Genomic DNA, 24,456 nt, shown 5'->3' on the forward strand with positions numbered 1-24,456 from the left:
AAAGTTTCATGTTGGAACGATTGCTGAACACGGGTGGCGCGCCTGCGGGTTGGCCCCGCAAGCGCGCTCTGGAAATCACTTCTCCGGGTTCTTCGGGCTCCACAGCACAGTCTCGGCACCTTTCTCATAGGCCATCCCGTCGGGATAGCTGATCGCCTCCAGCTGCAGCCCCCATGGCGCCTGGAAATACAGAATGGTCTGGCCGGCCGCCGGACCTTCCTTGACCGGCAGCGGCCCCATCCGCGTCTTCACGCCCTTGCCGTCGAGATAGGCTTTCGCCGCAGCGACATCATCGACATACATGGCAATGTGGAAGCCGCCGATATCGCTGTTCTTCGGAGTCAAATCCTTCTGGTCAGGCGCGGTGTACTTGAACAGCTCGATGTTCGATCCATAACCGCAACGCACCATGGTGACCTGCTCGATGACAGCCTTCGGATCGACGCCCAGAAGATCCTGCATGAAGGTGCCCTTGTCATCGGCGAACGGACCGAACGACATCGCCTTCTTGCAGCCGACGACTTCGGTGAAGAAGTCGACTGCCTGCTTCATGTCGGGCACCGTGATGCCGGTGTGGTCGTGGCCGCGCATGCCGGGGATCGCATCGGCCGAAGCCGTTCCCATCGAGCAGAACAGGATCGCGGCAAGCATCGTGCCGCGGGCTGCGTAATTCATATTACCCTCCGTTCGCGGGCTGATTTTGCCCTCATGCACGTCCGAAGCCCGCTGTTCGGCGTGGTGGGTGAACAGTCCTATGCCGGCGCTTTCGTTGCTGGCCGCAACCAGTCCGCGTCGACCTCAGGCAGTGGGATGGCGGCAAGCAGGTCGCGCGTGTAGGTCTCCCTGGGATTGTCGAACAGCGCATCGGTGGCGCTCGCCTCGACGATCCTGCCCTCGCGCACGACGATCACTTGTTGGCACAGCCGCCGGATGACCGACAGGTCGTGGCTGATGAAGGCGACGGTCAGCCCCATCTCCGCGGCCAGTCTCTCCAAAAGGGTGAGGATCTGCGCCTGCGTCGATACGTCGAGGCCGGAGACGATCTCGTCGGCGAGCACGAATTTGGGCGACAGCGCCAGCGCGCGTGCAATGCCGACGCGCTGGCGTTGGCCGCCCGACAGTTCATGACGATAGCGGCTGGAGAAGCCTTGCGGCAGGCCGACGCGATGCAATGCCTCGGCGACGCGTTCCTTAAGCCTGTCGCCAAGCCCATTCTGCTTGAGCGGCGCGGCAATGATGCCGGCGATGGTGCGACGCGGGTTGAGCGACGACATCGGGTCCTGGAAGATCATCTGCAGGTCGCGGCGCAGAGGTCGCAGCTCTGCATCCGGCAGATGGGCGATATCGCGGCCCTCGAAATGGATGCTGCCGACGCTCGGCTCCAGAAGTCTGACAAGCGTGCGGCCGAGCGTCGATTTTCCGGACCCGGATTCACCGACGATGCCGGTCACCGAACCTCTCGGCAAATCGAAATCCAGGCCTTTCAAAATCTCGGCCAGCGGCGCGCGGCCGATCAGCGGCTTGCGGGTCATGTCGGGCAGCGCCACCTTCAGCCCGCGCACGGAAAACAGCGGCTCAACCATGCGGCCGCCTCCACGCCTGGTCTGCCGCATCGATCTCAGCGGCAAGCCCGGCCAGCACGGTCTCGTCCACCGGCATCAGCGAGGCGAAAGGATCTGTGTAACGCGGCGTCGCGGCCATCAGTGCCCGCGTGTATGGGTGCTGCGGGGCGTCGAAGAGAGCAGCCGTCTCGGCTTCCTCCACCACTTTGCCGGCATAAAGCACCGACACCTTCTGGCTGATCTTTGCAACGACGCCGAGATCGTGGGTGACGAACAGGATCGCGGTGCCATGCTCGCGCTGCAGCTCGGCGATCAGGCGCAGGATCTGCTTTTGCACGGTAACGTCGAGCGCGGTTGTCGGCTCGTCGGCCACGATCAGCCGTGGCTCGGCGGCGAAGGCGGCGGCGATCAGCACGCGCTGGCGCATGCCGCCGGACAGCTCGTGCGGATAGCATTTCAGCACCCGGTCGGGATCGCGGATCTGCACTTCATCCAACAATTGCCGGATACGCTTGTCCGCCTTGTCACCGCTCCAGCCGAGAATGCGCACCAGCCGGTCAGTCATCTGCGGACCGATGCGGCGCGACGGGTTGAGCGCAGTCAACGGATCCTGCGGGATCAGCGCCGTGCGGGCGCCGATCAGCGTACGCCTTGCCTTGGGCTGCAGCCTGCCGAGGTCTTGGCCTTCGAGCTGCATGGCGCCTTCGACGATGCGCACGCTTGACGGCAGCACACCGAGCACCGCCTTGCCGATCATCGTCTTGCCGGCGCCGCTCTCGCCGACAAGAGCACGCACCTCACCCCGCTGCACGGAAAGCGACACCGAGCGCAGCACTCGCTGGCCGTTCGGCAGCACGGCGCTCAGATTGGCAATATCCAGGCAAGCGCTCATCGCAGCACCGGATCGAAGCGTGTCTTCAGCGCCTCACCGAACTGGCTGAACGACAGCACGGTGAGGATCAGCGTTACAAGCGGAAACACCAGCACCCACCAGGCCTGATGGATCGACAGCCGGCCCTCGGCGATGATGCCGCCCCAGGTCGGATCGTCGGTCGAGATCGACAGATTGACGAAGGACAGGATGGCCTCCACGATGACGGCGATGCCCATCTCCAGCGACAGCAGTGCCACGATCGACGGCACCACATTGGGCAGCACCTCGCGCAGCATGATGCCGATGCGGCCATAGCCGGCGATGCGGGCGTTCTCGACATAGTCCATGCGCGACTGGCCCATCGCTTCGGCGCGGATCACCCGGCAAAAGCGCGTCCAGTCGATTATGACGATGGCGAGGATGACGGAACTGAGGCCGGTGCCGAGCACCGCGACCAGCAGGATGGCGAACAGCACCGGCGGGAATGCCATCCAGACGTCGACGATGCGTGAAATGATGCGGTCGGCCCAGCCGCCGAAATAGCCGGCGACCAGTCCGAGCGTCGAGCCGACAAGGCAGGCGGCGATCGCCGCCGCGAAAGCGACGATGAAGGCGATACGGCCGCCGAAGATCAGCCGGGAGAGGAGATCGCGGCCGAGGCTGTCGGTGCCCAGCCAATAGCCGGATTCCGCACCACTCATCCAGAATGGCGGCAGCCGTTCCAGCATCAGGTCTTGCGCCAGCGGGTCCTGCGGTGCGACCAGCGGCGCGAAGATCGCGGCCAGCAGCGCCAGCAGCAGCCAGCCGCCGGCCAGCCACAGCCTCGGGCCTAGTCCGCGCCGGGCGATGCGTGCCTCATCCATGGCGCAGCCTCGGATTGAGCAGCGCGTACATCATGTCGACGCCAAGATTGATCAGCACGAACAGCAGCGCGAACACCAGCACGATGCCTTGGATCAGCGGCAGGTCGCGGTTGATGACGGCATCGATCGCCATGTTGCCGAGCCCTTCGTAGGAAAACAGCCGCTCGACGATGACCGTGCCGCCGACAAGGAAGGTGAACTGGACGCCGACGAGAGTCAGTGTCGGCAAGGCAGCGTTCTTCAGCGCCTCGCGCAGGATAACCTGCGTTTCCGAAAACCCCTTCACCCGGGCCAGCACGACATAGTCGAGGTCAAGCACTTCCTTCAGCGACTGTTTCAGCAACTGCGCGATGATTGCCGCCAGCGGCAATGCCAAGGCTACTGCCGGCATCAGCATGTGTTTCAGCAGATCCCAGGTCAGGTCGAAGCGCAGCCGAAGCAAGCTCTCGAAGAAATAGAACTGGGTGACGAAGGGCAGATCGAGCTGCGGCGACACGCGGCCGGAGATATCGAAGATCGGCACCAGCACGCCAAACAAAAGGATCAGCACGAGGCCCCACAGGAAATCGGGAATGGAAAGGGCGGCGCCGCTGGCGATATCGATGCCGGCTTCGACCGCCGTGCCGCGCTCGCGGGCTCCGAGGATCGCCGTCGTGCCGCCGAGCCCAACCGCCATGACGAGCGCGATGATGGCAAGTTCCAGCGTTGCCGGCAAACGATTGAAGACAAGGCTGAGCACATCTTGCCTGAGCGAAATCGAGGTGCCAAAATCGCCCCTGACGACGCCGGACAGCCAGATGAAGAATTGCTGCACGATGGTCTTGTCGAGCCCGTAGAGTGCACGCAGCCGGTCGATGTCGGCATCTGTCGCACCGGGGGGCAGCATCATGGCGATCGGGTCACCAGGCGCGACGCGGATCACGACGAAGACGACGACAGCCACGCCGAACAGCGTGATCAGCATCGTCAGCAGACGGATCAGGAATCGTTGCAGGAGCATTCTGGTGTTGGCCCAGTGCGTTTCTAACGAAGAGCCCCCTCATTCGTCCGCTTCGCGGCCACCTTCTCCCCGAGGGGAGAAGAGGTCACGGACAGCTGAGCTGGTCTCTTCTCCCCAGCGGGGAGAAGGTGGCCCGAAGGGCCGGATGAGGGGGCCGCTCAGCGAAGGGTGGCGCCCACAAGCCGATATCAGGCAGGGGTCATCAGCGCCGGCAGCAGCGCGCCGGACACATGCTGCACCACGTTGACGCCCTTGGCATGCACGATAGGTTGCGCATACTGAATCAGCGGCAGCACATAGGCCTGCTCGGCGATATACTTGTCGACAGCCTTCCAGCCGGCGATGCGCTTGGCCTCGTCCTTCTCGCCCCAGAGCGGATTGATCATGTCGATCAGGTCCTGGCTGTCCCACACCGAATGCGGGCTCGGCCCATACATGGCAAAACCAGTCGACGTTGTCGGATCGCCGATGGCATTGCCCCAATTGTAGAAGGCGGCCGGCGCCAGCTTGTCGGCGGCGCGCAGCTCATAGTGCTTGGCGATCTCGTAGACCTCGATCGTCGCCTCGATGCCGACCTTGCGCCACATGCCGACGATTGCCTGGATCATCTCATAATCCTTGGGCTTGAAGCCCTTGGTCGTCTGGATGGTGAACTTGACCGGTTTTTCCGGCGAATAGCCGGAAGCCGCGAGCAGCTCCTTGGCCTTTTCAGGATTGTGCTCGACCTTGATCGAGGCATCGAAGGCCGTGTACTCCGGGGTCTCCAGCGTAGCGATCGGCTGGCCATAGCCGCGCAGCAGCCGTTTGACCAGAAGCTCCTTGTCCACAGCCATGACAGCGGCCTGGCGGACGTTCTTGTCCAGCATCGCTTCAATGTCATTGAAGAAGATCATGCCGATGTCGGAAACAGGCTTGCACGAGCCGGCAAGCCCGTCCTTGGCGATCAGCCGGTCATACTCTTCATAGGGGACCTCCAGCGTCACCTGCGAGGAACCGGATTCGATCTCGGCAACGCGGCTCGCCGCGTCGGTGACGAACTTGATCGTCACATTCTCGAAGGCCGGCTTGTCGCCCCAATAGTGCGGGTTGGCCTTCAGTCGGAGGAAAGCATTTCGCTCGAATTTTTCCACCATGTACGGGCCGGTGCCGATCGGCGCCTTCTCGAAACCTTCCGCGCCAACCTTCTCGTAGTAGGCCTTCGGCAGGATGTAGCCGGTCAGGAACGACATCCATTTGAAATAGACCGGATCGAACTGCACGACGTCGCCGGTGATCTTGTTGCCGTCGATCTTGAAATTGTTGACGTTCTTCCAGACGAACTGGATCGGATTGCCGGTCTTTTCGTCGCCCGCCCGCTGCAGCGACCAGACCACGTCCTCGGGCGTGAAGGGCGAGCCGTCATGCCAGGTCACGCCTTCGCGCACCGTCATCGTCACCTTGGTGCGATCCTCGTTCCAGCCCCATTCGGTGAGCAGGCCAGGCGCAAAGGACAGGTCCGGCTTTTGCGGAATGAACTGGTCGAACACTGACTGGTAGAGGCCCTGGATCGTCGGGTTGACGGCCGAGGGTCCGGTGGTCGGATCCCAGGACGGCAGGTTGACGTTATAGGCGATGGTCAGCTCGCCCGCTGCCGCCTTGGCGATCTCAGGCAGGCCGATCGCCGCCACCCCAAGTGCCGCGGCACTGTATCCCAGCAATTCTCGTCTGTTGATTGTCATGGTCGTTCCCCTTGTTGGTTTTGTTGTCTTTGCGCGGCACTATCAGTTTATCGATCCGGGCTTCGTGGGCAGCAGCGCCTTGCCTCTCGTCGCCTTCATGAAATCTTGCGAGCTACCTCCCGCCAAGCTGTTGCGCGAGCATGAAGCCGGAGGCCGCGCCGGTGCCGGCGCCGGGCCATGTCGCGGCGCCTATGAGATGCAGATTGCCGACCGGCGTGTTCCAGCCGGCATAACCGCGCGCCGGGCGGAACAGGAAATTCTGTGCCAGATGGTGGCTGCCGCAGACCTGGTCGCCACCGCCGAGATTGGGGTTCTCACGCTCGAGGTCGATTGGCGAGAACACTGCACGGCCGAGGATTTTCGGGCGCAGTCCGGGTGCGTATATCTCGATGATGTCGAGCACGCGCTCGGCGTAGGCATCCTTGACCTGATCCCAATGCGCGGGCGCGATCCTGCCTGCCGCATCGCCCAGGATTTCGGCAGGCAGCATGCGCACCTGCACCCACAGCACATGCTTGCCCTGAGGCGCGCGCGACGGATCGATCGCGGTCGGCTGGCCGACGACCAGCACCGGTTCGTCCGGCAGCATGCCCGCCATCGCCTGCTGATAGGTGCGCGACATCGCGTCGAGCGACGGCGACAGATGCACATAAGCGAACTGCCGAAGCTCCGCGCCGGCGCGCCAATCGGGCAGGTCGTCGAGCGCCAGATGGATCATCATCGTGCCCGGCGCGTGCCGGAATTTCTGCATCGCCGTGTCGAAGCCGGCGTCGCCGGAACCGTTGGGCAGCAACTTGCCGGTCAGCGCCCTGGGCGCGACGCCGGCAATCACTGCCTTGGTGGCCGTATGTGTCTCACCTGAAGCGAGTCGCACGCCCGATGCCTTGCCGCCGGCAACGGTGATCTCGGCAACTTCCGCCCCGGTGACGATCGTGCCGCCCGCCGAGGTGACCATACCTGCCAGCGCCCGGATGATCGTGTCGGCGCCGCCCTTGCCTAGCACCATGCCAAAGCTCTGGTTGGCGATCGATTCCAGATAGGGGAACACGGCGCCGCCGGCGATGTCGGGTGCGAAATCGAGATGCATGCCCCAGGTGGCAAGCGTTGCCCGCACATAAGGCGACTCGAAGGTCTCCTCCAGCCAGGCGCGAGGTGACGACAGCAAAAGCCGGCCGGTATCGAGCGCGCCTGACATGCCCTTCTTGCGCCACAGGTTCCAGGCGGTGCCGGCAAGCGCGCGGGCACTCATCGGCGATCCCAGCAGCCGGAACAGATGCTCGGCCTCAGCAGGAAAGGCGGCAACGAGCTTGCGCCACGTCGCGGCATCGGCGGCGGAGAACGCGGCCAGCCGCGTGGCAGTCCTTTCCAAGTCATTGCTGACGCCGAACCAGCGTCCGTCCGGAAAGGCGCTGGCGAAACAGTCGGCGACCGGCGCGAACTCAAGACCCTGCGCTTTCAATTCATTTGCATATTTCCGGTGGAAGGCGGAGCCGGCAAACAGGCTCAGATTCATTGCACCGAAATCGTGCCGGAACCCTGGGAGGGTGTATTCGTGGGTCTGGACGGCACCGCCGATTGCTGCGCTGCGCTCGAAAATCCCGGTTTTCCAGCCTTTCAGCGCCAGATGCGCGGCGCATGCCAGACTGTTGTGGCCCGCCCCGACAAAGATGGCGTCGAACTCGCTCACGCCCCGTTCCCATTTCCTTTATGCTTAAAGATAATTGCAGATGCATATGTTTTCGTCTAGTAGGATATTAAGGGCCGAGACGAGCCTTGATCTTCACCAGAAAGAGGGAACTTCAGACCATGGACACGCAAAAACTCCTCGGCGAAGTCGCCGGCCAGCTGCTTTCAGGCGCCATCAGGGTGGTCGACCTCTCTGCGCAACTCGGACCCGACACGCCTCTTATCAAGCTGCCGCCGGAGCTTGCCGTCGACACGCCAAAGGTCGAGATCCATAACATCTCCCGTTATGACAAGAACGGCCCGTGGTGGGCATGGAACTGGCTGAAGCTTGGGGAGCATTCGGGCACGCATTTCGATGCGCCGCAGCATTGGATCAGCGGCAAGGACTATCCGGACGGCGCCACCGACACCATTCCGGCGCAGAATTTCATTGGTCCGGTCAATGTCATCGACTGCTCGAAGGAAGCCGCCGCTGACCACGACTTCCTGCTCACCGTCGACCACATCAAGGCGTGGGAAGCCAAGCATGGCGCCATCAACGCCGGGGAGTGGGTGGTGATGCGCACCGACTGGTATAAGCGCAATGGCTCGGAAGCCGAATTCCTCAACGCCAACGAAACCGGCCCACATACGCCAGGTCCGACAGCCGAAGCCATCCAGTTCCTGATCAGCAAGGATATCAAGGGCTGGGGCTCAGAGACGATCGGCACCGATGCCGGCAAGGCAGGCGGGATGGAGCCGCCATTTCCAGCCCACACGCTGATGCACAAGGCGAACCGCTATGGCCTCGCCAGCCTCTGCAACCTCGACCAGTTGCCTCCAAAGGGCGCCATCCTGATCGCCGCACCGCTCAAGATCGAGCATGGCACCGGCAGCCCTATCCGCGCGCTGGCGCTTGTATCCAACGGCTAGGTGAAAGCACGCCAAGGTGAGCCAGCCGGATCACATCATCGTTGGCAGCGGCATCAACGCGCTGGTCTGCGCGGCGATGCTCGGCGGCAAAGGGGCGCGTGTGCTCGTCCTCGAGCGCAATGACCGCATCGGCGGCTGCATGCGTACCGAGGAGATCACCGCGCCCGGCTTCATCCATGACGTGATGGCGACCACCTTCGTGCTGTTCATCACCTCGCCGGCCTTTGCGGCATTGGGCAGCGATCTCGCGCGGCACGGGCTGGAGTTCTGTCACACCGGCACGCCAACCGGCGTGCTGCGGCCGGACGGCAGCCATGCCGTGCTCACCACCGACCGCGCCGCCAACGTCGCTGCAATCAATGCGATCGCCCCCGGCGATGGCGACCGGCACGCCGACGATGTCGGCAGCATCGAGCGCAATGCCGGCCTGCTGTTCGGCCTGCTCGGCGGCAGCCTGTGGTCTTATCCGACAGCCAAGCTGTTGGCCGGCGATGCCTGGCGGCGCAGCCCGCGTGGCCTTGCCGCTTTTCTGGGTGAGGCACTGGTGCCGGCGCGCAGCTGGTTGGAAAGCACCTATCAGTCCGAGACAATCCGCGCGCTGTGGGCGCCCTGGGTGCTGCACGCCGGGCTCGGACCGGAAGACGCCTTCTCAGGGCAGATCGCCAAGGTCATTGCCTTCGCGCTGGAAGCGGCCGGGGCGCCGATCGTCAAGGGTGGGGCGAAGACCCTGCTCACTGCCTTCGAAGCTCTGATAAGGGAACGTGGTGGCGACATCCGCACCGGCGCCGATGTCGCCTCGATCGTCCAGAGCGGTGGCCGCGCGACCGGCGTACGGCTGGCATCCGACGAAACGATTACAGCAAACAAGAGCGTCATCTGCTCGGTCACGCCGACGCAGCTTTACGGCCGGCTGCTCGGCGCGGATCCTCCCAAAGCCGAGGTCGAGGCGACACAGAAATATCGCTACGGCAAAGGCAATTTCCAGATCCACTATGCGCTGGCCAAGCCGCCGGCATGGCGCGGCGAAGGCCTCGACAAGGTGGCGCTGCTGCACCTGACGCCGGGGCTCGATGGCGTCTCGAAAGCCTGCAACGAGGCGGCGCGCGGGATGCTGCCGGAAGTGCCGACCATCTGCGTCGGCCAGCCGCATGCGCTCGATCCATCGCGCTGCCCGGAAGGCAAGGCGATCCTGTGGCTGCAACTGCCCGAGGCGCCCCGGCACATCAAGGGTGACGCCGCCGGCAAGCTGCAGACGCCGGCTGACGGACAATGGACCGAGGCGCTGCGTGAAGCCTACGCCGACCGCGTCGAAACCATTCTCGCCAGCCACATCGATGGCTTCAAGGGCAGCGTGATTGCGCGCCGCGCCTATTCGCCGGCCGATCTCGAAGCGATGAACATCAACCTGGTCGGCGGCGACCCCTATGGCGGGTCCTCGACCATCGACCAGTCGTTCCTGTGGCGGCCGTTCAAGACCAGCCGCAACCACCAGACCGGCATCACGAACCTCTACCATATCGGCGCCTCCACCCATCCGGGTGCAGGCCTCGGCGGCGGCTCCGGCTTTCTGCTGGCGGGGAGGCTGTGATGGAGCAGAAGGTCGCGGAAAGGCGCCAGCGCATTTCGACGCTTGGCCAGATCGGCCTGCAGCAATTCGCGCCCTATCTGATGAACCGCATCATGGGGCGCTACAACGCCACCTTGCGCGACGATTTCCGCAAGCAGGGCCTGACCATTCCGCAGGTCCGCACGCTGGCCGTGCTGTCGGTCACCGACGGCGTCACCGTCAACGACCTCTCGGTCTACACCGTCATCGAGCAGTCGACATTGAGCCGCACGCTCGACACGTTGGAAGGGCAAGGTTTCGTGCGGCGCGAGCAAGGCGTCACCGACAGCCGCATCCGCCATGTCTTCCTGACCGATGACGGCCGCGCCGAGTTCACCCGCGCCTGGCCGGCCATGCATGATGCGTTCGAGGCGATGTTCGACGATGTCGACGACGCCGAATACGCGGGTCTGATCGCCACATTGCAGAAGATGCTGAAGAACATTCGCAAGCACGACATCTAGACGCAGGCGCCGGCCGCACCGCCGGCAACGGAAGGTTGGAAAAATGGCCGAACGGTCTTTTGCCAAGGAAGTCGAAAAACTCAGGCTCGGCGATGGCGAGGAATTTGCGGGCGAAGGCATTCTCGCCATCACCAAGGCGCTGCTGCAATGCGGCGTCGGCTATGTCGGCGGATACCAGGGCGCGCCGATCAGCCATCTGATGGACGTGCTGGCCGACGCACAGGACATTCTGGGCGAACTCGGGGTGCATTTCGAGGCGAGCGCCTCGGAAGCCACCGCCACCGCCATGCTCGCTGCCTCGGTGCATTATCCGATCCGTGGCGCGGCGACCTTCAAGTCGACTGTCGGCACCAATGTCGCGTCCGACGCGCTCGCCAACCTTGCCTCCGGTGGCGTTACCGGCGGCGCACTGATCATCGTCGGCGAGGATTATGGCGAGGGTTCCTCGATCATGCAGGAGCGCAGCCATGCCTTCGCCATGAAAAGCCAGGTCTGGCTGCTCGACCCGCGCCCGAACCTGCCGTCGATCGTCAAGGCGGTCGAGGATGGCTTCGAGCTATCCGAAGCGTCCAATACGCCGGTGATGCTGCAGGTGCGCATCCGCTGCTGCCACGTCCACGGCCATTTCATCGCCAAGGACAACAAGCGCCCGCCGATGACGGTGGCCGATGCGCTGGATGCGCCGCGCCGCGACACCGGCCGAATCGTGCTGCCACCCGCCTCCTTCCTGCACGAGAAGGAGAAAGTGCAAAAACGCTGGCCGGCGGCGGTCGATTTCATCACCAGGAACAAGATCAACGAGTTCTTCGGCTCGGATCATGGTTCGGTCGGCATCGTCATGCAGGGCGGCATGTACAATTCGGTCATCCGCGCCTTGCAGCGTCTCGGCCTTGCCGGCACCTATGGCGAGACGGATGTGCCGCTCTATGTGCTCAACGCCGTCTATCCGCTGATCGACGATGAGTTCCTGTCTTTCTGCGAAGGCAAGCACGCGGTGCTCGTGGTCGAGGAGGGCCAGCCCAACTACATCGAGCAAGCCTTTGCCGCCATGCTGCACAAGGCCGGGCGCGGTACCAGGCTGGTCGGCAAGGAGTATCTGCCGATGGCCGGCGAATATACCGGCCAGGTCATGCTGGACGGCATCGGCGCCTTCCTGCGCGCCGAGGCCCCGCATCTCTTGCCGGGCGAGGTGCGCGCGCCCAACAAGGTCGGGGACGGCGTCGACACGGCGGATCTGATCAACGTCGTGCCGGGCCGTCCGCCCGGCTTCTGCATCGGTTGCCCGGAGCGGCCGATCTTTGCCGCGACCAAGCTGGTCGAGCAGGAACTCGGCAAGCACCACATCGCCTCCGACATCGGCTGCCATTTGTTCTCGATCATGCCGCCCTTCGAGCTTGGCGCCACCACCATGGGCTACGGGCTCGGGCCGGCCTCGGCTTCAGCCTTCAATTCGCCCGACGCCAAACGCCGGTCGATCTCGTTCGTCGGCGATGGCGGCTTCTGGCACAACGGCCTGACCTCCTCGATCGGCAACGCGGTCTTCAACAAGAATGACGGCGTCATCGTCATCGTCGACAACTTTTACTCCGCCGCGACCGGCGGGCAGGACATATTGTCGTCGCGCGCAGGCAACAAGACCAAGTCGACAAAACATCCTATCACCGAGGCGGTGAAAGGCATGGGCGTCAAATGGCTGCGCCACATCGACCGCACCTACGATGTCGGCAAGATGCAGGACACGCTGCGCGAGGCGCTGACGACGGAGGAAAAGGGACCAAAGGTCATCGTCGCCTCGTCCGAATGCATGCTCAACCGCCAGCGCCGCGAAAAGCCGCTGGTCGACAAGGCGATCAAGGGCGGAACCCGTGTCGTCAAGCCGAAATTCGGCGTCGACGAGGACATCTGCACCGGCGACCACGCCTGCATGCGGCTGTCCGGCTGCCCGTCGCTGTCGGTGAAATCGCTCGACGATCCCTTGCGTGACGATCCGGTGGCATCGATCGACCAGAGCTGCGTCGGCTGCGGCAATTGCGGCGAGGTGGCGGACGCCGCCGTGCTGTGCCCATCCTTCTACCGCGCCGATGTCGTGCACAATCCGAGCCGCTGGGACCGCTTCCTCGAATCTGCACGCCGCGCCACCATCGGCCTGATGCAGCGCCGCCGCGAGAGCCGCAGGTTGACGTTCGCCGATGCTTGACCAGGCTTCGCCCTTGCGTCCGAAATCCGGTGCCGCCGATACCGAGCCGGTGATCAAGCTCGCTTTGCTCGCGGTCGGCGGCCAGGGCGGAGGCGTGCTCGCCGACTGGATCACCGATGTCGCCGAGCGCAATTCCTATGTCGCGCAATCGACCTCGGTCGCCGGCGTCGCCCAGCGCACCGGCGCCACGATCTATTACGTCGAGATGGCCCGCGACACCGGCCGGCTGCCGGTCTTTGCCCTGTCGCCTTCGCAAGGCGATGTCGACATATTGATCGCCGCCGAGCTGATGGAAGCCGGCCGCGCCATCATCAGGGGCTTCGTCACGCCCGATCGCACCACGCTGATCACCTCCTCGCACCGTATCGCCGCGGTGTCGGAAAAGATCGAGCCGGGTGACGGCCGGGCCTCGTCTTCCAAGGTACACGCGACGGCGGAAGCTGCATCGAAACGCTTCATCGCCTTCGACATGGAAAAGATCGCCGCCGACAATGGCTCGATGATTTCCGCCAGCCTCCTTGGCGCGCTGGCAGGCTCCGACGCATTGCCGTTCAGGCGTGAAAGCTATGAGCAAGCGATCGGCGCCGGCGGCCGGGGCGCGAAAGCCAGCCTCGCTGCCTTCGCCGTTGCCTACGACCGCGCGCGCGGTACGACGGTCCCCGCGTCAGAGCCGGCAGAACCGGCTACGGTCGACCCCGCTCCGGGTGCAGGGCGCGTGAGCGGTCCGCAGAACCTGCTGCAGGGTTGGCAGGCGCTGGCCGCCCGCATCGACCTGATGCCCGCGGCGGTGCGCGCCATGGCGCTTCGAGGCCTGAGAAAGGTCGTCGACTACCAGGACATCGCCTATGGCCGCGACTATCTCGACCGGTTGGACAAGGCCGTTGCGCTTGATGACCCCGGCCATGCCCATGCATTGTCCATCGCTGCCGCCAAGCATCTGGCCAACGCGCTGTGCTACGACGACATGATCCGCGTCGCCGATCTCAAGACACGTTCGACGCGTGACCGGCGGGTGCGCAAGGAGGTGGGCGTCAAGAACGGCTCCATCCTGCAGGTGACCGAGTATTTCCATCCGCGCATCGAGGAGTTCTGCGGCACTTTGCCGGCGGGATTGGGCAGCTACATCGAGAACCGATCGAAACTTGCAGGCTTTCTCGACCGGCGCATCAATCATGGCCGGCGCATCCGCACCGACAGCTTTGCCGGCTTTGCGGTCCTCTGGTTCATCGGCGGCCTGCGCCGCTGGCGGCGGCGCCTGTTGCGCCACAAGGTCGAGACGGCGCATCTGGAGCGCTGGTATGCGCTGGCGCTCAGCCACGCGCCTCAGGACTACGCGCTCGCCGTCGAAATCTTGAACTGCCGCCGGCTGATCAAGGGCTACAGCGACACCCACCTCCGCGCCCAGTCCAAATTCGATCGCGTGCTGTCGGCGCTCGATCTGGTCAAGGGCCGCGATGACGCTGCCGACTGGATCAGGCGGTTGCGCGAAGCTGCGCTGAAAGACGAGAAAGGCGACATGCTCGATGGCGCGCTGAAGACGGTGGCATCGTTGTCTGATCATGGTGTGGGAAGAGGTCGAGCTTAGGCTGGTACCTCTACGCTATTGCCGCCGTTTCCCTACTCCCACGGGATTCGCGGATTGAACACGCCGCTTCAGGCGATCGCAGCTCGGCTTCCACCCGGATTGCGGGAAGCGTTGCCGGCGGACCTGCCGGGCGTCAGTCGCGCAATATGGACAGCCCCGAGAGAAGCGGAGCGTACGCGGCGAGCCTGCGGGATACGAACTCGGTGAAGAGCCGCACCCGCTTCGTCTTGCGTGTCTCGCCTAGCGTGAGAAGCCAGAGTGTCCCATGCATGGGCACGTCGATCCCCGGCACCCTTACCAGCAGGGGGTCGGCATCTCCAACGAAGCACGGCAGTTTCGTTATCCCAATCCCTTGGTGCGCCGCGATGATCTGCGTCTCGGCGTCAGGTGTCCTGAACGGTACTCCCGTTACGTGAACTTCTCCCTCGCGCGCCCAGTCCGGAATTCCATGATTGTCTATGCCTATCCACCGGATGGGATCAGGCGTGCCCGCACGCCACGCGGCTAGTCGATCGCGAGACATGTAGACGCCGCTGAACAGCTCCGGTCCCTTCAGGCCGTGAAGATTGAGCGGCAGGGTCTTGCGGTCGGCGACAATGCGGATCGCGACGTCGGCCTCTCGGTTGGTCAGATTGGCCAGCTCGCCGGACGACAGGATTTCCATCTCGATGTCGCGATGCAGACGCGCGAAGTCGGCGAGATCCGGCATGAGCAGGTGTGTGGCGAGGAACGGTGGAAGCGTCACCCGCAAAAGCCCGCGCGCGCTCTGGTCACGACCGAAGACTCGCGTCTCCAACTGGTGCGACGACGCTTCCATCTGTGTCGCGAGATCGAGGACCTCCTCGCCCGCAGCCGTCAAGCGGTAGCCGGAAGGCAGCTTTTCGAACATCTGCGCCCCGAGGCGTTCCTCGAGCTGAGCGATGCGTCGCAGCACGGTCGAGTGGTTCACACCGAGGTGCGCGGCGGCAGCACGCACCGAGCCGCCGCGCGCGGCGGCAAGAAAGTAGCGAACGTCATCCCAGTCGATCATGGTGCATTCCTGCGCAGCGCAGCGCAGTGCGGCTTGCAAAAGCCCATACTAACACGATCAGCCGTAGTTCGTGCGGTCATCGTGGCGTTCAATCATCTAGCTGGATCGTTTTCGCACCAGCGATGTGCGCGATTGCGCACTCACCGCCCGACTTCGGCGAACCCATCTTGAGGCTCTCGCGGGACTTTCCCGTACAGCCAAAGACACGAGACGGCGAAACGAAGGATGCATGACATGAACAGACTGAATGGAAAGACCGCTGTGATAACCGGCGGCGCTACGGGCATCGGCCGCGCCGCAGCCAAGCGCTTTATCGAGGAGGGCGCCTTCGTCTTCATCTTCGGCCGCCGGCAGGAAGCGCTCGACGCCGCCGTGGCCGACCTTGGGCCTAATGCCCGCGCGGTTATGGGCTCGGTCTCGGATGAGGCCGACCTCGACCGACTCTACGCTGCGGTGAAGGCCGAGCGCGGAAGCCTCGATATCGTCTTCGCCAATGCCGGGGCGGGAAGTCCGCTTCCGCTCGGGCAGATCACCGCCAGGCACATTGACGAAACCTTCGACACTAATGTGAAGGGTACGATCTTCACGGTCCAGAAGGCGCTGCCGCTGATGAGCCAGGGCGGTTCGATCATCCTGACCGGGTCGAGCGCCGGCACCACGGGCGCTCCGGGGTTCACTGCCTATAGCGCGAGCAAGGCGGCAGTGCGCAACCTGGCGCGGACCTGGGCGGAGGACCTGAAGGGCACCGGCATCCGCGTAAACGTGCTGTCGCCCGGAGCGACGGCGACCGAACTCGCGAAGGAGGCGTTGGGCGAGGAAGGCCAGAAGGCCTACGGCGCGATGACCCCGCTCCAGCGCATGGCCGATCCGGCGGAGATCGGCGCCGCGGCCGCCTTCCTCGCGTCGCCGGACAGCAGCTTCATGACCGCCAGCGAGGTCGCCGTCGACGGCGGCCTGGCTCAACTCTGACCCCCAGCGCGGTCCGTACCTGGCCCGTGCGCAACGAAAGACAAAGAATTATGAAAAAACTCGAAGGCAAGATCGCAGTCATCACGGGCGGAAGCAGCGGGATCGGATTGGCCACAGCCAAGCGCTTCGTAGAAGAAGGAGCGCACGTCGTGATTACCGGGCGAAGAGAGAAGGAGCTGAAGGAGGCCGCAGCCTTCATCATGAAAAACGTTACGACGGTCGTGGGTGACGTGTCGCTCCTGGAAGATCTGGATCGCCTCTATGCCGTCGTGAAGGAGAAACATGGTCATATCGACATTCTCTTCGCCAACGCCGGCGCGGGGACGATCGCACCGCTCGCCGTCGCTACCGAGGCACATTTTGATCAGACCTTCGATGTGAACGTGAAGGGTCTGTTCTTTACGGTGCAGAAGGCCCTTCCCCTGTTCAAAGACGGCGGTTCGATCATCCTGAATTCTTCAGTGTCGAACGTGTTGGGGCTTCCAGGGTTTAGTACCTACGCCGCGAGCAAGGCGGCTGTACGCAACTTCGCGCGCGCTTGGACACTGGAATTCAAAGACCGCAAAATCCGCGTCAATGCAATGAGTCCGGGACCAATCGAAACGCCGGCCTTGGAGACAACGACTGGCCTTACGCCTGAGCAAGCCGAGCAAGCGGCCGCCCAGTTTGCGTCACAGATCCCAATGGGCCGCAGGGGCAAACCAGAGGAAATCGCTGCTGCCGTCACGTTCCTCGCCTCCGATGAAAGTTCTTTCGTCACCGGCGTGGATCTCGCCGTCGACGGAGGCATGGCGCAAGTCTGATCCCGGCATTAGCACCAAGATCGGAGAAGCACTATGAACTATGCAATCGTAGGATTCGGCAATATCGGACAGGCCCTTGCCAAGGCGTTTGCCCGAAACGGCATCGAAGTTTCCGTTGCAACCACACGCGACCCGGAAAGCTTTGCCGCCGATGCGGCCGCGATCGGACCCACGATCATCCCCAAAAAACTGGCGGAAGCCATCAAGGCAGACATCATCTTTTTGGCTGTCCGCTTCGAGGCGCACCCGGATGTCGCGAAGGCGCTCCCCACCTGGCAGGGGAAGACGATCATCGATGTGACCAATGCCTATGGCGTGCCCCCGGAGGAACTGGGAGGACAACCTTCTTCCAAGTTCATCGCGCAGGCCTTCTCTCGCGCAAAACTGGTCAAGGGCTTCAACCATTTGGTCGCCCCGGTGCTTGATCAGGATCCGGCCGTACATGGTGGCCGGAGGGTCGTGTTCCTGGCAAGCGACGATGACGCTGCCGCAACACAGATTGGGGAGCTTGCGGAAAATCTCGGTTTCGCGCCGATCAAGCTTGGCGGGGTGTCGGAAGGTGGCCTGCTGGTCCAGGCGCGCGGAAACAGCTGGGGTCATCTGATCTCCAAGGACCTGGTCAAATTCGACTGACGAGCGCGACGTCCTCGGCAAAGAGACGACGCACGCGATCGGAACTCGGATCGGATCAAGCCCGATCCGATCCGAGCAAATGGAGAAATCACTATGAGCACCGAGAAGAATATCCACTCCTAAGGAGATTTCGATGTACGACCAATCCAAGGTGTCCGAATTAATCCGGTTCGCACGAATCGAGGCGGGCTCCACCGTGATCGACGTCTACCCTGGCGACGGAGACTGGACGCGCCTCTTCTCCGACATCGTCGGATCAGAGGGGCGGGTCTACAGCTTCGTGCCGGCCGAAGTCGCCCACTTCAAGAACGATCCGGTCGGCCTCATGCGGACGCTCGCGAAGGAGCCGGGCCGAGAGAACGTCGAAGCCGCCTCGGCGGACCTCGTCGCGATGCCGGAGGTCACGCAGGCAGCCGATGTCCTATGGCTGCACCTGTTTTACCACGATCTTCACACCGCCCTGATCCAGAAGAAAGGTGCGACGGCGGCCGACTTCAATCGAGCTGTCTACAAGCGGCTGAAACCCGGTGGGTCCTACGTCATCGTTGACCACGCCGCCGCCGCTGGGTCGGGCACGAGCGACCTCAGTCGCTGCATCGGATCGACTGCATTCGTCCGCGAGGAGGTGGAGGCGGCCGGCTTCGTACTGGACGCGGAAAGCACCGTGCCGGTGAATAATGATGACCCGCACTCGATCAAGGTGTTCGATCCCGCGACCAAGGGCGAGACCGATCGCTTCGCGTTTCGGTTCGTGAAGCCCTGACAGCTCCCGGGCGCCGACTTCATGTCGACCTCCCATTGAGTCCATCAACTCGGGTTCGCACCCGTCAAGCTGGGAAAGCTCAACGAGGATGGCGCGCTGTGCACGCACGCGATGCGGCAGCGCCTTGAAGGCGTCCGAGGTGATGATGGCCACAGGTTCTGGAGCACACCTGCCGCAGGTTCCTGATCTGAACCTGATGAAATGACGGAAGTCGCCGCGCCGTTTAGGGAGCCGGCGCATCCCCTCAGGATGCGCCGGGACAAACGGTTCAAGAATGGTGGATTTCCGTTCCCAGCACCTTCAGGCATTCACGGATGAATGCCGCAAGCGCGGTCCAGCCTTTGGCTGAAACCATGGTCCCATCGACATAGGCGTCGGTGGGAGACAAATCGATATAAGTGCCGCCGGCAAGCGTCACCTCCGGCTCGCAAGCGGCGAGCGCCGCCACCTTCTTGCCGCGCACGACGCCGTCCACCGCGATCAGAATCTGGACGCCATGGCAGATCGTGAAGATCGGCTTTTTTGCCTCGTGGAAATGGCGCACCATTGCCTGGATCCGCTTGTCGGTGCGGATGTATTCGGGGCCACGACCGCCGGCGCAATACACAGCGTCGTACTGGCTCAGCTGCCTCTCGGCGTCGGCGAAGGTCTTGTTGATCAGCGCATTGTGGCCGGGCTTTTCGGTGTAGGTCTGATCGCCCTCGAAATCGTGCAGCGACGTCTTGATCATGTCTCCGGCGCTTTTGTCGGGGCACACGACATGAACGGTGTGTCCCACCGCTTCCATCGCCTGCTGATAGACGAAGATTTCATACTCCTCGGTGAAATCACCGGTCAGCATCAGGATTTTTTTGGCTGGCATGTCTTTTCCTCTCGGCTTGTTTCAGGGGCGAGGTGCACTGCGCGCCTCCTTCCCGGTATCGAAATCGGCTCAGAACGAGAATTCGTAGGCGGCAGGCTGGGCGGACAGCGGCGCGCCGCGCTTGAGGGTGCCTCGGGCAAGCAGCATCGCCAGGCTACTCGAACGCAGGCAGGAGCCTGTCCCGCGAATTTTCGATGTGCGCACGCATGGCTTTTTCGGCGGCGTCCGGATCGCCCGCGGCAAAGGCAGCGAGAATAGCCTCGTGCTCGTCGAGCGCCTCTTCGGTCACCCTGGAGTGATACATCAGCCGGAAGATATGGAAGTGGGTATGCTGGTGATTCAGTGTCTCGCGAATGAGTTCGTTTTGGGCGAACTCGACGATCTTGTCGTGGAAGATCGCATCCTGACGGGCGAAGTTCGAATAGCGCAGGCGTTCGTCTTTCCCCACCCGCCGAGCCATGACGCCGGCCGTCTCCTGCAGCGCGGCAAGGCGCTCGCCGTCCATTGTTGCGGTGGCTTTGGCCGCGGCGGCAGGTTCAAGCAATAGACGCAGCTCGTAAAGCTCGTCGAAGCGCCGGCGGGTGATTTGCGGGGCGGCGCGATAGCCGATCAGATGGGTTTTCAGAACCAGCCCTTCCCCCTCCAGCCTGCCAAGCGCTTCACGAATGGGGGTATGCGAGACGTTGAATTCCTTGACGAGATTGTCGACGGTGATGCGCGATCCCGGAGCAATCCTCAAGGACATGAGCTGCGCGAAGATTGCTTCGTAAACGTCGCCGGCCAGACTGTTGGCGCGCTGGATACGACCCCTGGCACGGGCTTCATTGTCAACCGTCAGGTCCGTGTTCTGCATCGTTTGCCTCTTGACAGAACCACCCACTAACACGATGCTCCGCGAAACTCAATCCTATATCCTATACGATTTTATTAGAGGGCATCGCATGATCATGACCTGCAGCGCCGAGGTCGGCCTCTGGCACGAAGCCAAGCCTGTCGGCTTCCAACCCGTCTTCGCAGGATCTTGTACATGAGCTTGTTTGCAGCGGCGCGCCTGCCGAGCGAGATTCTGTTCGGCAAAGGCCAGCGCCATGTCCTGCCTTCCATCGCCGCCAAATATGGGCGCCGCGCGTTCGTCTGTACCGATGAGCGCTTCGCGGCGACGTCGCAGTTCGCCGAGATTCTCGCTGGCTTGCACAACGCGGCGATCGAGACGTTGGTCTTCGACCGAACGCTGCCGGATGTGCCGCGCGACAGCGTCGCCGCCTGCATTGTGCAAGCGAAAGATTTCAAGCCGGACATGGTGATCGGCATCGGGGGCGGCAGCTGCCTCGATATGGCCAAATGCGCTGCACTTCTGCTCAGCCACGGCGGCAAGCTCGAGGACTACTATGGCGAGTTCAAGGTACCCGGCCCTACCCTTCCGGTGATCGCAGTGCCGACGACGGCTGGAACAGGCTCCGAGGTGACCCCCGTCGCCGTGATCTCCGACCCGGATCGGACGCTGAAAGTGGGTATCGCCAGTCCGCATCTCATCGCGGCAGTGGCGCTTTGCGATCCGGATCTGACGGTGACCTGTCCACCATCCTTGACGGCGATCGCCGGCGCCGACGCGCTGACGCACGCAATCGAGGCCTTCACAGCGGCCAAACGCGGCGCCGACCCTCATTTGCCGCAACAGCACGTGTTCATCGGCAAGAGCGCTCTGACCGATCATTTCGCGCTTCTGGCCATCAGGCTGCTCGGCCGCAGTCTGGAAAAGGCATATCGCGACGGATCGGACGAGGATGCGCGCGCCGACGTCATGATGGGAGCGCTGGCCGCCGGTTGCGCCTTCGGTACGGCGGGAACGGCCGCCGCCCATGCGGTGCAGTATCCCGTTGGCGCGCTTACCCACACCCCGCATGGCCTGGGAGTGGCCACGATGCTGCCCTACGTGATGACCTACAATCTGGCCGCAGCAGCCGCGGAGATTGCGGAAGTCGGCACTGCTCTCGGCCTTTCCCATCAGGGCGGCGGCGACGCCGATGCCTTGGCGCACGCCACCATCCGTGAGGTGAGCCGGCTGTTTGGCGCCATCGGCATCACACCGACATTGGCCGAACTGGGTCTTCCCGAAGACAAGATCGACTGGACGGCTGAGCAGGCGCTGGGCATCGACCGGTTGATCAAGAACAATCCCCGCCCGTTCGACCTTACCGCGATGCGACAGCTGGTCAGGGCTGCTTATGACGGCGACATGTCCGCCACCACGATGTGATCGACCAGGAGCTCATCCAAAATGAACATCGCCGCAGGCATATCCGACGAGGATCAAGATATGTTCGACTACGCCACGGTCTCGCACGGTCTCTACATTGGCGGACGCTGGCGGCCCTCATCGGAGGGCCGCGTGATCGAAGTGGTCGATCCCTCGACTGAAGCCGTGATCGCTGCGGTTCCCGATGCAACGCTCACTGATGCCGCCGCCGCCGTCGACGCTGCCGCGAAGGCGGCGGCCGGCTGGCGCGAGACCCCGCCACGCAGGCGATCGGAAATCCTGCGACGCTGCTTCGAACTGATGACGGAACGGGCGGAGACGTTGGCCGCGCTGATCTCGCTGGAGAACGGCAAGGCGCTGCGCGATGCGCGCGGCGAAGTCGCCTATGCGGCGGAGTTCTTTCGCTGGAACGCCGAGGAAGCGGTCCGCATCAACGGCGAGTTCGGCCTTGCGCCCTCGGGCGCGAACCGGATCATTGTCGACTACCAGCCCATCGGCATTTGCGTGCTCATCACCCCATGGAATTTCCCGGCTGCCATGGCGACACGCAAAATCGCTCCGGCGCTCGCGGCCGGCTGCACGGTGATCCTGAAGCCCGCCAGCGAGACGCCGCTGACGGCCTATGCGCTTGCGGCGCTCTACGAGGAGGCCGGCGTGCCGCCCGGCGTCGTCAACGTGCTGACGACCTCGACCCCCGGGCCGGTGACGGCGGCCATGCTGGCCGATCCGCGCGTGCGAAAGCTGTCCTTCACCGGCTCGACCGGCGTCGGCCGCGTGCTGCTGGCCGAAGCCGCAAAGCACGTCATTTCCTGTTCCATGGAGCTTGGCGGCAACGCACCCTTCATCGTCTTCGACGACGCCGACCTGGAAGCAACCCTCGACGGTGCGATGGTTGCCAAGATGCGCAACGCCGGCGAAGCCTGCACGGCCGCCAACCGGCTTTACGTCCAGGCCGGCATCCATGATGCTTTCGCGGAAGGCTTGAGCAAACGCATGGCGGCACTCAACGTGGGCCCGGGCACAGACTCAGACACAGAATGCGGGCCGATGATCACCAGGAAGGCTGTGCACAAGATCGACCGGCTTGTGCAGGACGCCGTTGCCCGCGGCGCCAAAATCCTGTGTGGTGGCGGCGTATCTGAAGGCAGAGGCTTTTTCTATCCGCCAACGGTGCTCAAGGACGTGCCGGCCGACGTTGCCATGGCTCACGAGGAGATCTTCGGTCCCGTGGCGCCGATCAGTCGCTTCGACAGCGAGGCGGAGGTCATCGCCAAGGCCAACGACACAGAATACGGTCTCGCGGCCTACATCTACACGCGCGACCTGGCCAGAGGAATGCGCGTGGCATCGAAGATCGAGTCGGGCATGATCGCGCTCAACCGCGGCCTGATGTCGGATCCGGCGGCGCCCTTCGGCGGAGTCAAGCAAAGCGGGTTGGGGCGAGAAGGCGGCCAGAAGCATGGCGTTGCCGAGTTCATGGAGGCCAAGTACATCGCCGTGACCCTGTGAGCGGACATCCCGCCAAAGATCCGTTTCGCATTCGCGATCATGTGGTCGAGTTCGACGACATCGTCGCCGAGATCGTTCGCAGAAGCGAGGAGACCAGGGCGAACGTTCCCATGGTCGCCGATGTCGCCTACGGGGCTGACGCCACCGAAACCATGGATCTGTTCTTTCCCGAGGGCAAACGGGACCGCCTGCCGGTGCACATGTTCATCCACGGGGGCTATTGGCGCATGTTCTCCAAGCGCGACTATTCCTACGTCGCCGAGACCGTTACGAACGCAGGTGCGATCGCGGTCATTGTCGACTACGCGCTGATGCCTACCGTCAGGATGGCCAGGATCGTCGACCAGGTGCGCCGCGCCAAGCGATGGGTATTTGACAATGTCGCACACCATGGCGGCAATCCCGGCCTGCTGACCGTTAGCGGTCATTCCGCCGGTGCGCATCTGGCAACAATGCTTTTCGACGGTGACGAGCGGCCTTCCGGCATCAAAGCTGCGCTGCTGCTTGGCGGCCTTTACGACCTGAAGCCATTGCAGATGTCGTTCCTTGCCGCCGAGATCGCGATCACCGACGAGGAGGCCCGCCGATTCTCGCCGATCGACCACAGTTTCGATCCATCCGTGGGCGTAGATATCTCGGTCGGCGCCGATGAAACGTCGCCGTTCCACAGCCAGGCCGCACTCTTCACGGACCACCTTGACACACAGGGACTGACTGTTTCGCGCACCACCCTTGGTGGGGCCAATCACATGAGCAGCGTCCGTGACCTTGGCTTGGCTGGTACCGAGGCCGCGTCACTGCTGGCCCGCGTCGTGGCCGCCTGAGAGTTCCGCCAGAAGCGCTGCTGGGCGCGACCGTTCTTCGCAGTAGCGTCGCAGCATCGAGGTGCCGACCGCGGTGGCAAATCTTCCGCCACCGGTCGCCATACCGTAAGCCCGCCGGCGATGTCGACGTCGACGTGGTTCATGCTTTCCAGCGTGATTGAGCTTGATAACCGATGTCGGCGATCGCCGTCATGCAGGCAGCCCAGTTGAGTTCTCAATGCTGACCGGGTTGTGTGCGTCAAGTTCTGCAAAAAGGGGCGGCCATGATGCTGGTCATGCGGCTTGGCGCAGAGCGAGCTTCTTGTGCTCGCGCAGGTCGTCCATGTTGATGTATCGGTT

21 protein-coding genes and 2 pseudogenes are annotated in these 24,456 nt (G+C 63.4%); 12 read left to right on the forward strand and 11 right to left on the reverse strand.

The window, feature by feature from the left end; translation table 11 throughout:
* Positions 1–75 precede the first annotated feature (75 nt).
* From NKJ88_RS29565 to NKJ88_RS29595, 8 genes and pseudogenes are all read right to left on the reverse strand, one after another.
* Positions 76–675: a VOC family protein gene (locus NKJ88_RS29565; RefSeq protein ID WP_023823586.1), complete on the reverse strand. Its 600-nt coding sequence runs from the start codon at positions 673–675 to the stop codon at positions 76–78.
* A 77-nt stretch (positions 676–752) separates the two neighbouring features.
* Positions 753–1,583, reverse strand: coding sequence for an ATP-binding cassette domain-containing protein (locus NKJ88_RS29570; RefSeq protein WP_352446551.1), 831 nt, complete (start codon positions 1,581–1,583; stop codon positions 753–755).
* Positions 1,576–2,454 (reverse strand): ABC transporter ATP-binding protein, encoded by an 879-nt coding sequence (locus NKJ88_RS29575; protein WP_023740551.1) that lies wholly within the window; start codon positions 2,452–2,454, stop codon positions 1,576–1,578. The genes NKJ88_RS29570 and NKJ88_RS29575 overlap by 8 nt, the downstream gene beginning before the upstream one ends.
* Positions 2,451–3,299 (reverse strand): ABC transporter permease, encoded by an 849-nt coding sequence (locus NKJ88_RS29580; RefSeq protein ID WP_023714925.1) that lies wholly within the window; start codon positions 3,297–3,299, stop codon positions 2,451–2,453. The genes NKJ88_RS29575 and NKJ88_RS29580 overlap by 4 nt, the downstream gene beginning before the upstream one ends.
* Positions 3,292–4,299 (reverse strand): ABC transporter permease, encoded by a 1,008-nt coding sequence (locus NKJ88_RS29585; RefSeq protein WP_023740549.1) that lies wholly within the window; start codon positions 4,297–4,299, stop codon positions 3,292–3,294. The genes NKJ88_RS29580 and NKJ88_RS29585 overlap by 8 nt, the downstream gene beginning before the upstream one ends.
* Before the next feature lie 42 nt (positions 4,300–4,341).
* Positions 4,342–4,454, reverse strand: a pseudogene (locus tag NKJ88_RS33045) (endonuclease domain-containing protein); the annotation flags it as partial.
* Between the two features lie 33 nt (positions 4,455–4,487).
* Entirely contained in the window at positions 4,488–6,017 is a 1,530-nt protein-coding gene (locus NKJ88_RS29590; protein WP_023686913.1) for an ABC transporter substrate-binding protein, read from the reverse strand.
* A gap of 112 nt (positions 6,018–6,129) precedes the next feature.
* Positions 6,130–7,704 carry a phytoene desaturase family protein gene (locus NKJ88_RS29595; RefSeq protein WP_023748013.1) on the reverse strand — a complete coding sequence of 525 codons (1,575 nt, stop codon included), beginning with the start codon at positions 7,702–7,704 and terminating at the stop codon, positions 6,130–6,132.
* A gap of 119 nt (positions 7,705–7,823) precedes the next feature.
* Here NKJ88_RS29595 and NKJ88_RS29600 point away from each other — a divergent pair, with 119 nt between their 5' ends.
* The 5 genes from NKJ88_RS29600 to NKJ88_RS29620 are packed head-to-tail and all read left to right on the forward strand — an operon-like array spanning position 7,824 to position 14,467.
* Positions 7,824–8,615, forward strand: coding sequence for a cyclase family protein (locus tag NKJ88_RS29600; protein ID WP_023708108.1), 792 nt, complete (start codon positions 7,824–7,826; stop codon positions 8,613–8,615).
* Positions 8,616–8,631: 16 nt separating this feature from the next.
* A complete protein-coding gene (locus NKJ88_RS29605; protein ID WP_352446552.1) occupies positions 8,632–10,203 on the forward strand; it encodes a phytoene desaturase family protein in 1,572 nt (523 codons plus the stop codon).
* The gene (locus tag NKJ88_RS29610) at positions 10,203–10,685 is read left to right on the forward strand and encodes a MarR family winged helix-turn-helix transcriptional regulator (RefSeq protein ID WP_352446554.1); all 483 of its coding nucleotides are present in this window, start codon (positions 10,203–10,205) and stop codon (positions 10,683–10,685) included. The genes NKJ88_RS29605 and NKJ88_RS29610 overlap by 1 nt, the downstream gene beginning before the upstream one ends.
* A 43-nt stretch (positions 10,686–10,728) precedes the next feature.
* Entirely contained in the window at positions 10,729–12,882 is a 2,154-nt protein-coding gene (locus NKJ88_RS29615) for a thiamine pyrophosphate-dependent enzyme (protein WP_352446555.1), read from the forward strand.
* Positions 12,875–14,467 (forward strand): indolepyruvate oxidoreductase subunit beta family protein, encoded by a 1,593-nt coding sequence (locus NKJ88_RS29620; RefSeq protein ID WP_352446556.1) that lies wholly within the window; start codon positions 12,875–12,877, stop codon positions 14,465–14,467. The genes NKJ88_RS29615 and NKJ88_RS29620 overlap by 8 nt, the downstream gene beginning before the upstream one ends.
* Positions 14,468–14,600: 133 nt before the next feature.
* Here the strand turns inward: NKJ88_RS29620 and NKJ88_RS29625 are convergent, their stop codons facing one another.
* Entirely contained in the window at positions 14,601–15,497 is an 897-nt protein-coding gene (locus NKJ88_RS29625) for a LysR family transcriptional regulator (protein ID WP_352446557.1), read from the reverse strand.
* A 234-nt stretch (positions 15,498–15,731) separates the two neighbouring features.
* Between NKJ88_RS29625 and NKJ88_RS29630 the strand changes: the two genes are divergently transcribed.
* The 4 genes and pseudogenes from NKJ88_RS29630 (at position 15,732) to NKJ88_RS29645 (ending at position 18,665) form a co-directional block, all read left to right on the forward strand.
* Positions 15,732–16,466 carry an SDR family NAD(P)-dependent oxidoreductase gene (locus tag NKJ88_RS29630; RefSeq protein ID WP_352446558.1) on the forward strand — a complete coding sequence of 245 codons (735 nt, stop codon included), beginning with the start codon at positions 15,732–15,734 and terminating at the stop codon, positions 16,464–16,466.
* Between the two features lie 50 nt (positions 16,467–16,516).
* Positions 16,517–17,269, forward strand: coding sequence for an SDR family NAD(P)-dependent oxidoreductase (locus tag NKJ88_RS29635; RefSeq protein ID WP_023686905.1), 753 nt, complete (start codon positions 16,517–16,519; stop codon positions 17,267–17,269).
* A 33-nt stretch (positions 17,270–17,302) separates the two neighbouring features.
* Positions 17,303–17,902, forward strand: coding sequence for an NADPH-dependent F420 reductase (locus NKJ88_RS29640; protein WP_023686904.1), 600 nt, complete (start codon positions 17,303–17,305; stop codon positions 17,900–17,902).
* 133 nt (positions 17,903–18,035) lie between these two features.
* Positions 18,036–18,665 (forward strand): annotated as a pseudogene (locus tag NKJ88_RS29645) (class I SAM-dependent methyltransferase).
* A gap of 268 nt (positions 18,666–18,933) precedes the next feature.
* On the opposite strand, the gene NKJ88_RS29650 reads toward NKJ88_RS29645, so the two are convergent.
* Together NKJ88_RS29650 and NKJ88_RS29655 are read right to left on the reverse strand one after the other, a co-directional pair.
* Positions 18,934–19,527 carry a DJ-1/PfpI family protein gene (locus tag NKJ88_RS29650; RefSeq protein WP_023686902.1) on the reverse strand — a complete coding sequence of 198 codons (594 nt, stop codon included), beginning with the start codon at positions 19,525–19,527 and terminating at the stop codon, positions 18,934–18,936.
* Positions 19,528–19,681: 154 nt separating this feature from the next.
* Entirely contained in the window at positions 19,682–20,380 is a 699-nt protein-coding gene (locus NKJ88_RS29655) for a GntR family transcriptional regulator (RefSeq protein ID WP_023686901.1), read from the reverse strand.
* A 174-nt stretch (positions 20,381–20,554) separates the two neighbouring features.
* Here NKJ88_RS29655 and NKJ88_RS29660 point away from each other — a divergent pair, with 174 nt between their 5' ends.
* From NKJ88_RS29660 to NKJ88_RS29670, 3 genes are read left to right on the forward strand one after another with little or no spacing between them, the layout of a single operon-like run.
* Positions 20,555–21,784, forward strand: a complete 1,230-nt coding sequence (locus NKJ88_RS29660) for an iron-containing alcohol dehydrogenase (protein WP_023686900.1) — start codon at positions 20,555–20,557, stop codon at positions 21,782–21,784.
* A gap of 60 nt (positions 21,785–21,844) precedes the next feature.
* Positions 21,845–23,293 carry an NAD-dependent succinate-semialdehyde dehydrogenase gene (locus tag NKJ88_RS29665; RefSeq protein WP_352446562.1) on the forward strand — a complete coding sequence of 483 codons (1,449 nt, stop codon included), beginning with the start codon at positions 21,845–21,847 and terminating at the stop codon, positions 23,291–23,293.
* A 41-nt stretch (positions 23,294–23,334) separates the two neighbouring features.
* Entirely contained in the window at positions 23,335–24,117 is a 783-nt protein-coding gene (locus NKJ88_RS29670; protein ID WP_245265445.1) for an alpha/beta hydrolase, read from the forward strand.
* Positions 24,118–24,456: the final 339 nt, after the last annotated feature.

Origin of the sequence: Mesorhizobium sp. M0016, assembly GCF_040324035.1 — a bacterium.
Taxonomy (GTDB): domain Bacteria; phylum Pseudomonadota; class Alphaproteobacteria; order Rhizobiales; family Rhizobiaceae; genus Mesorhizobium.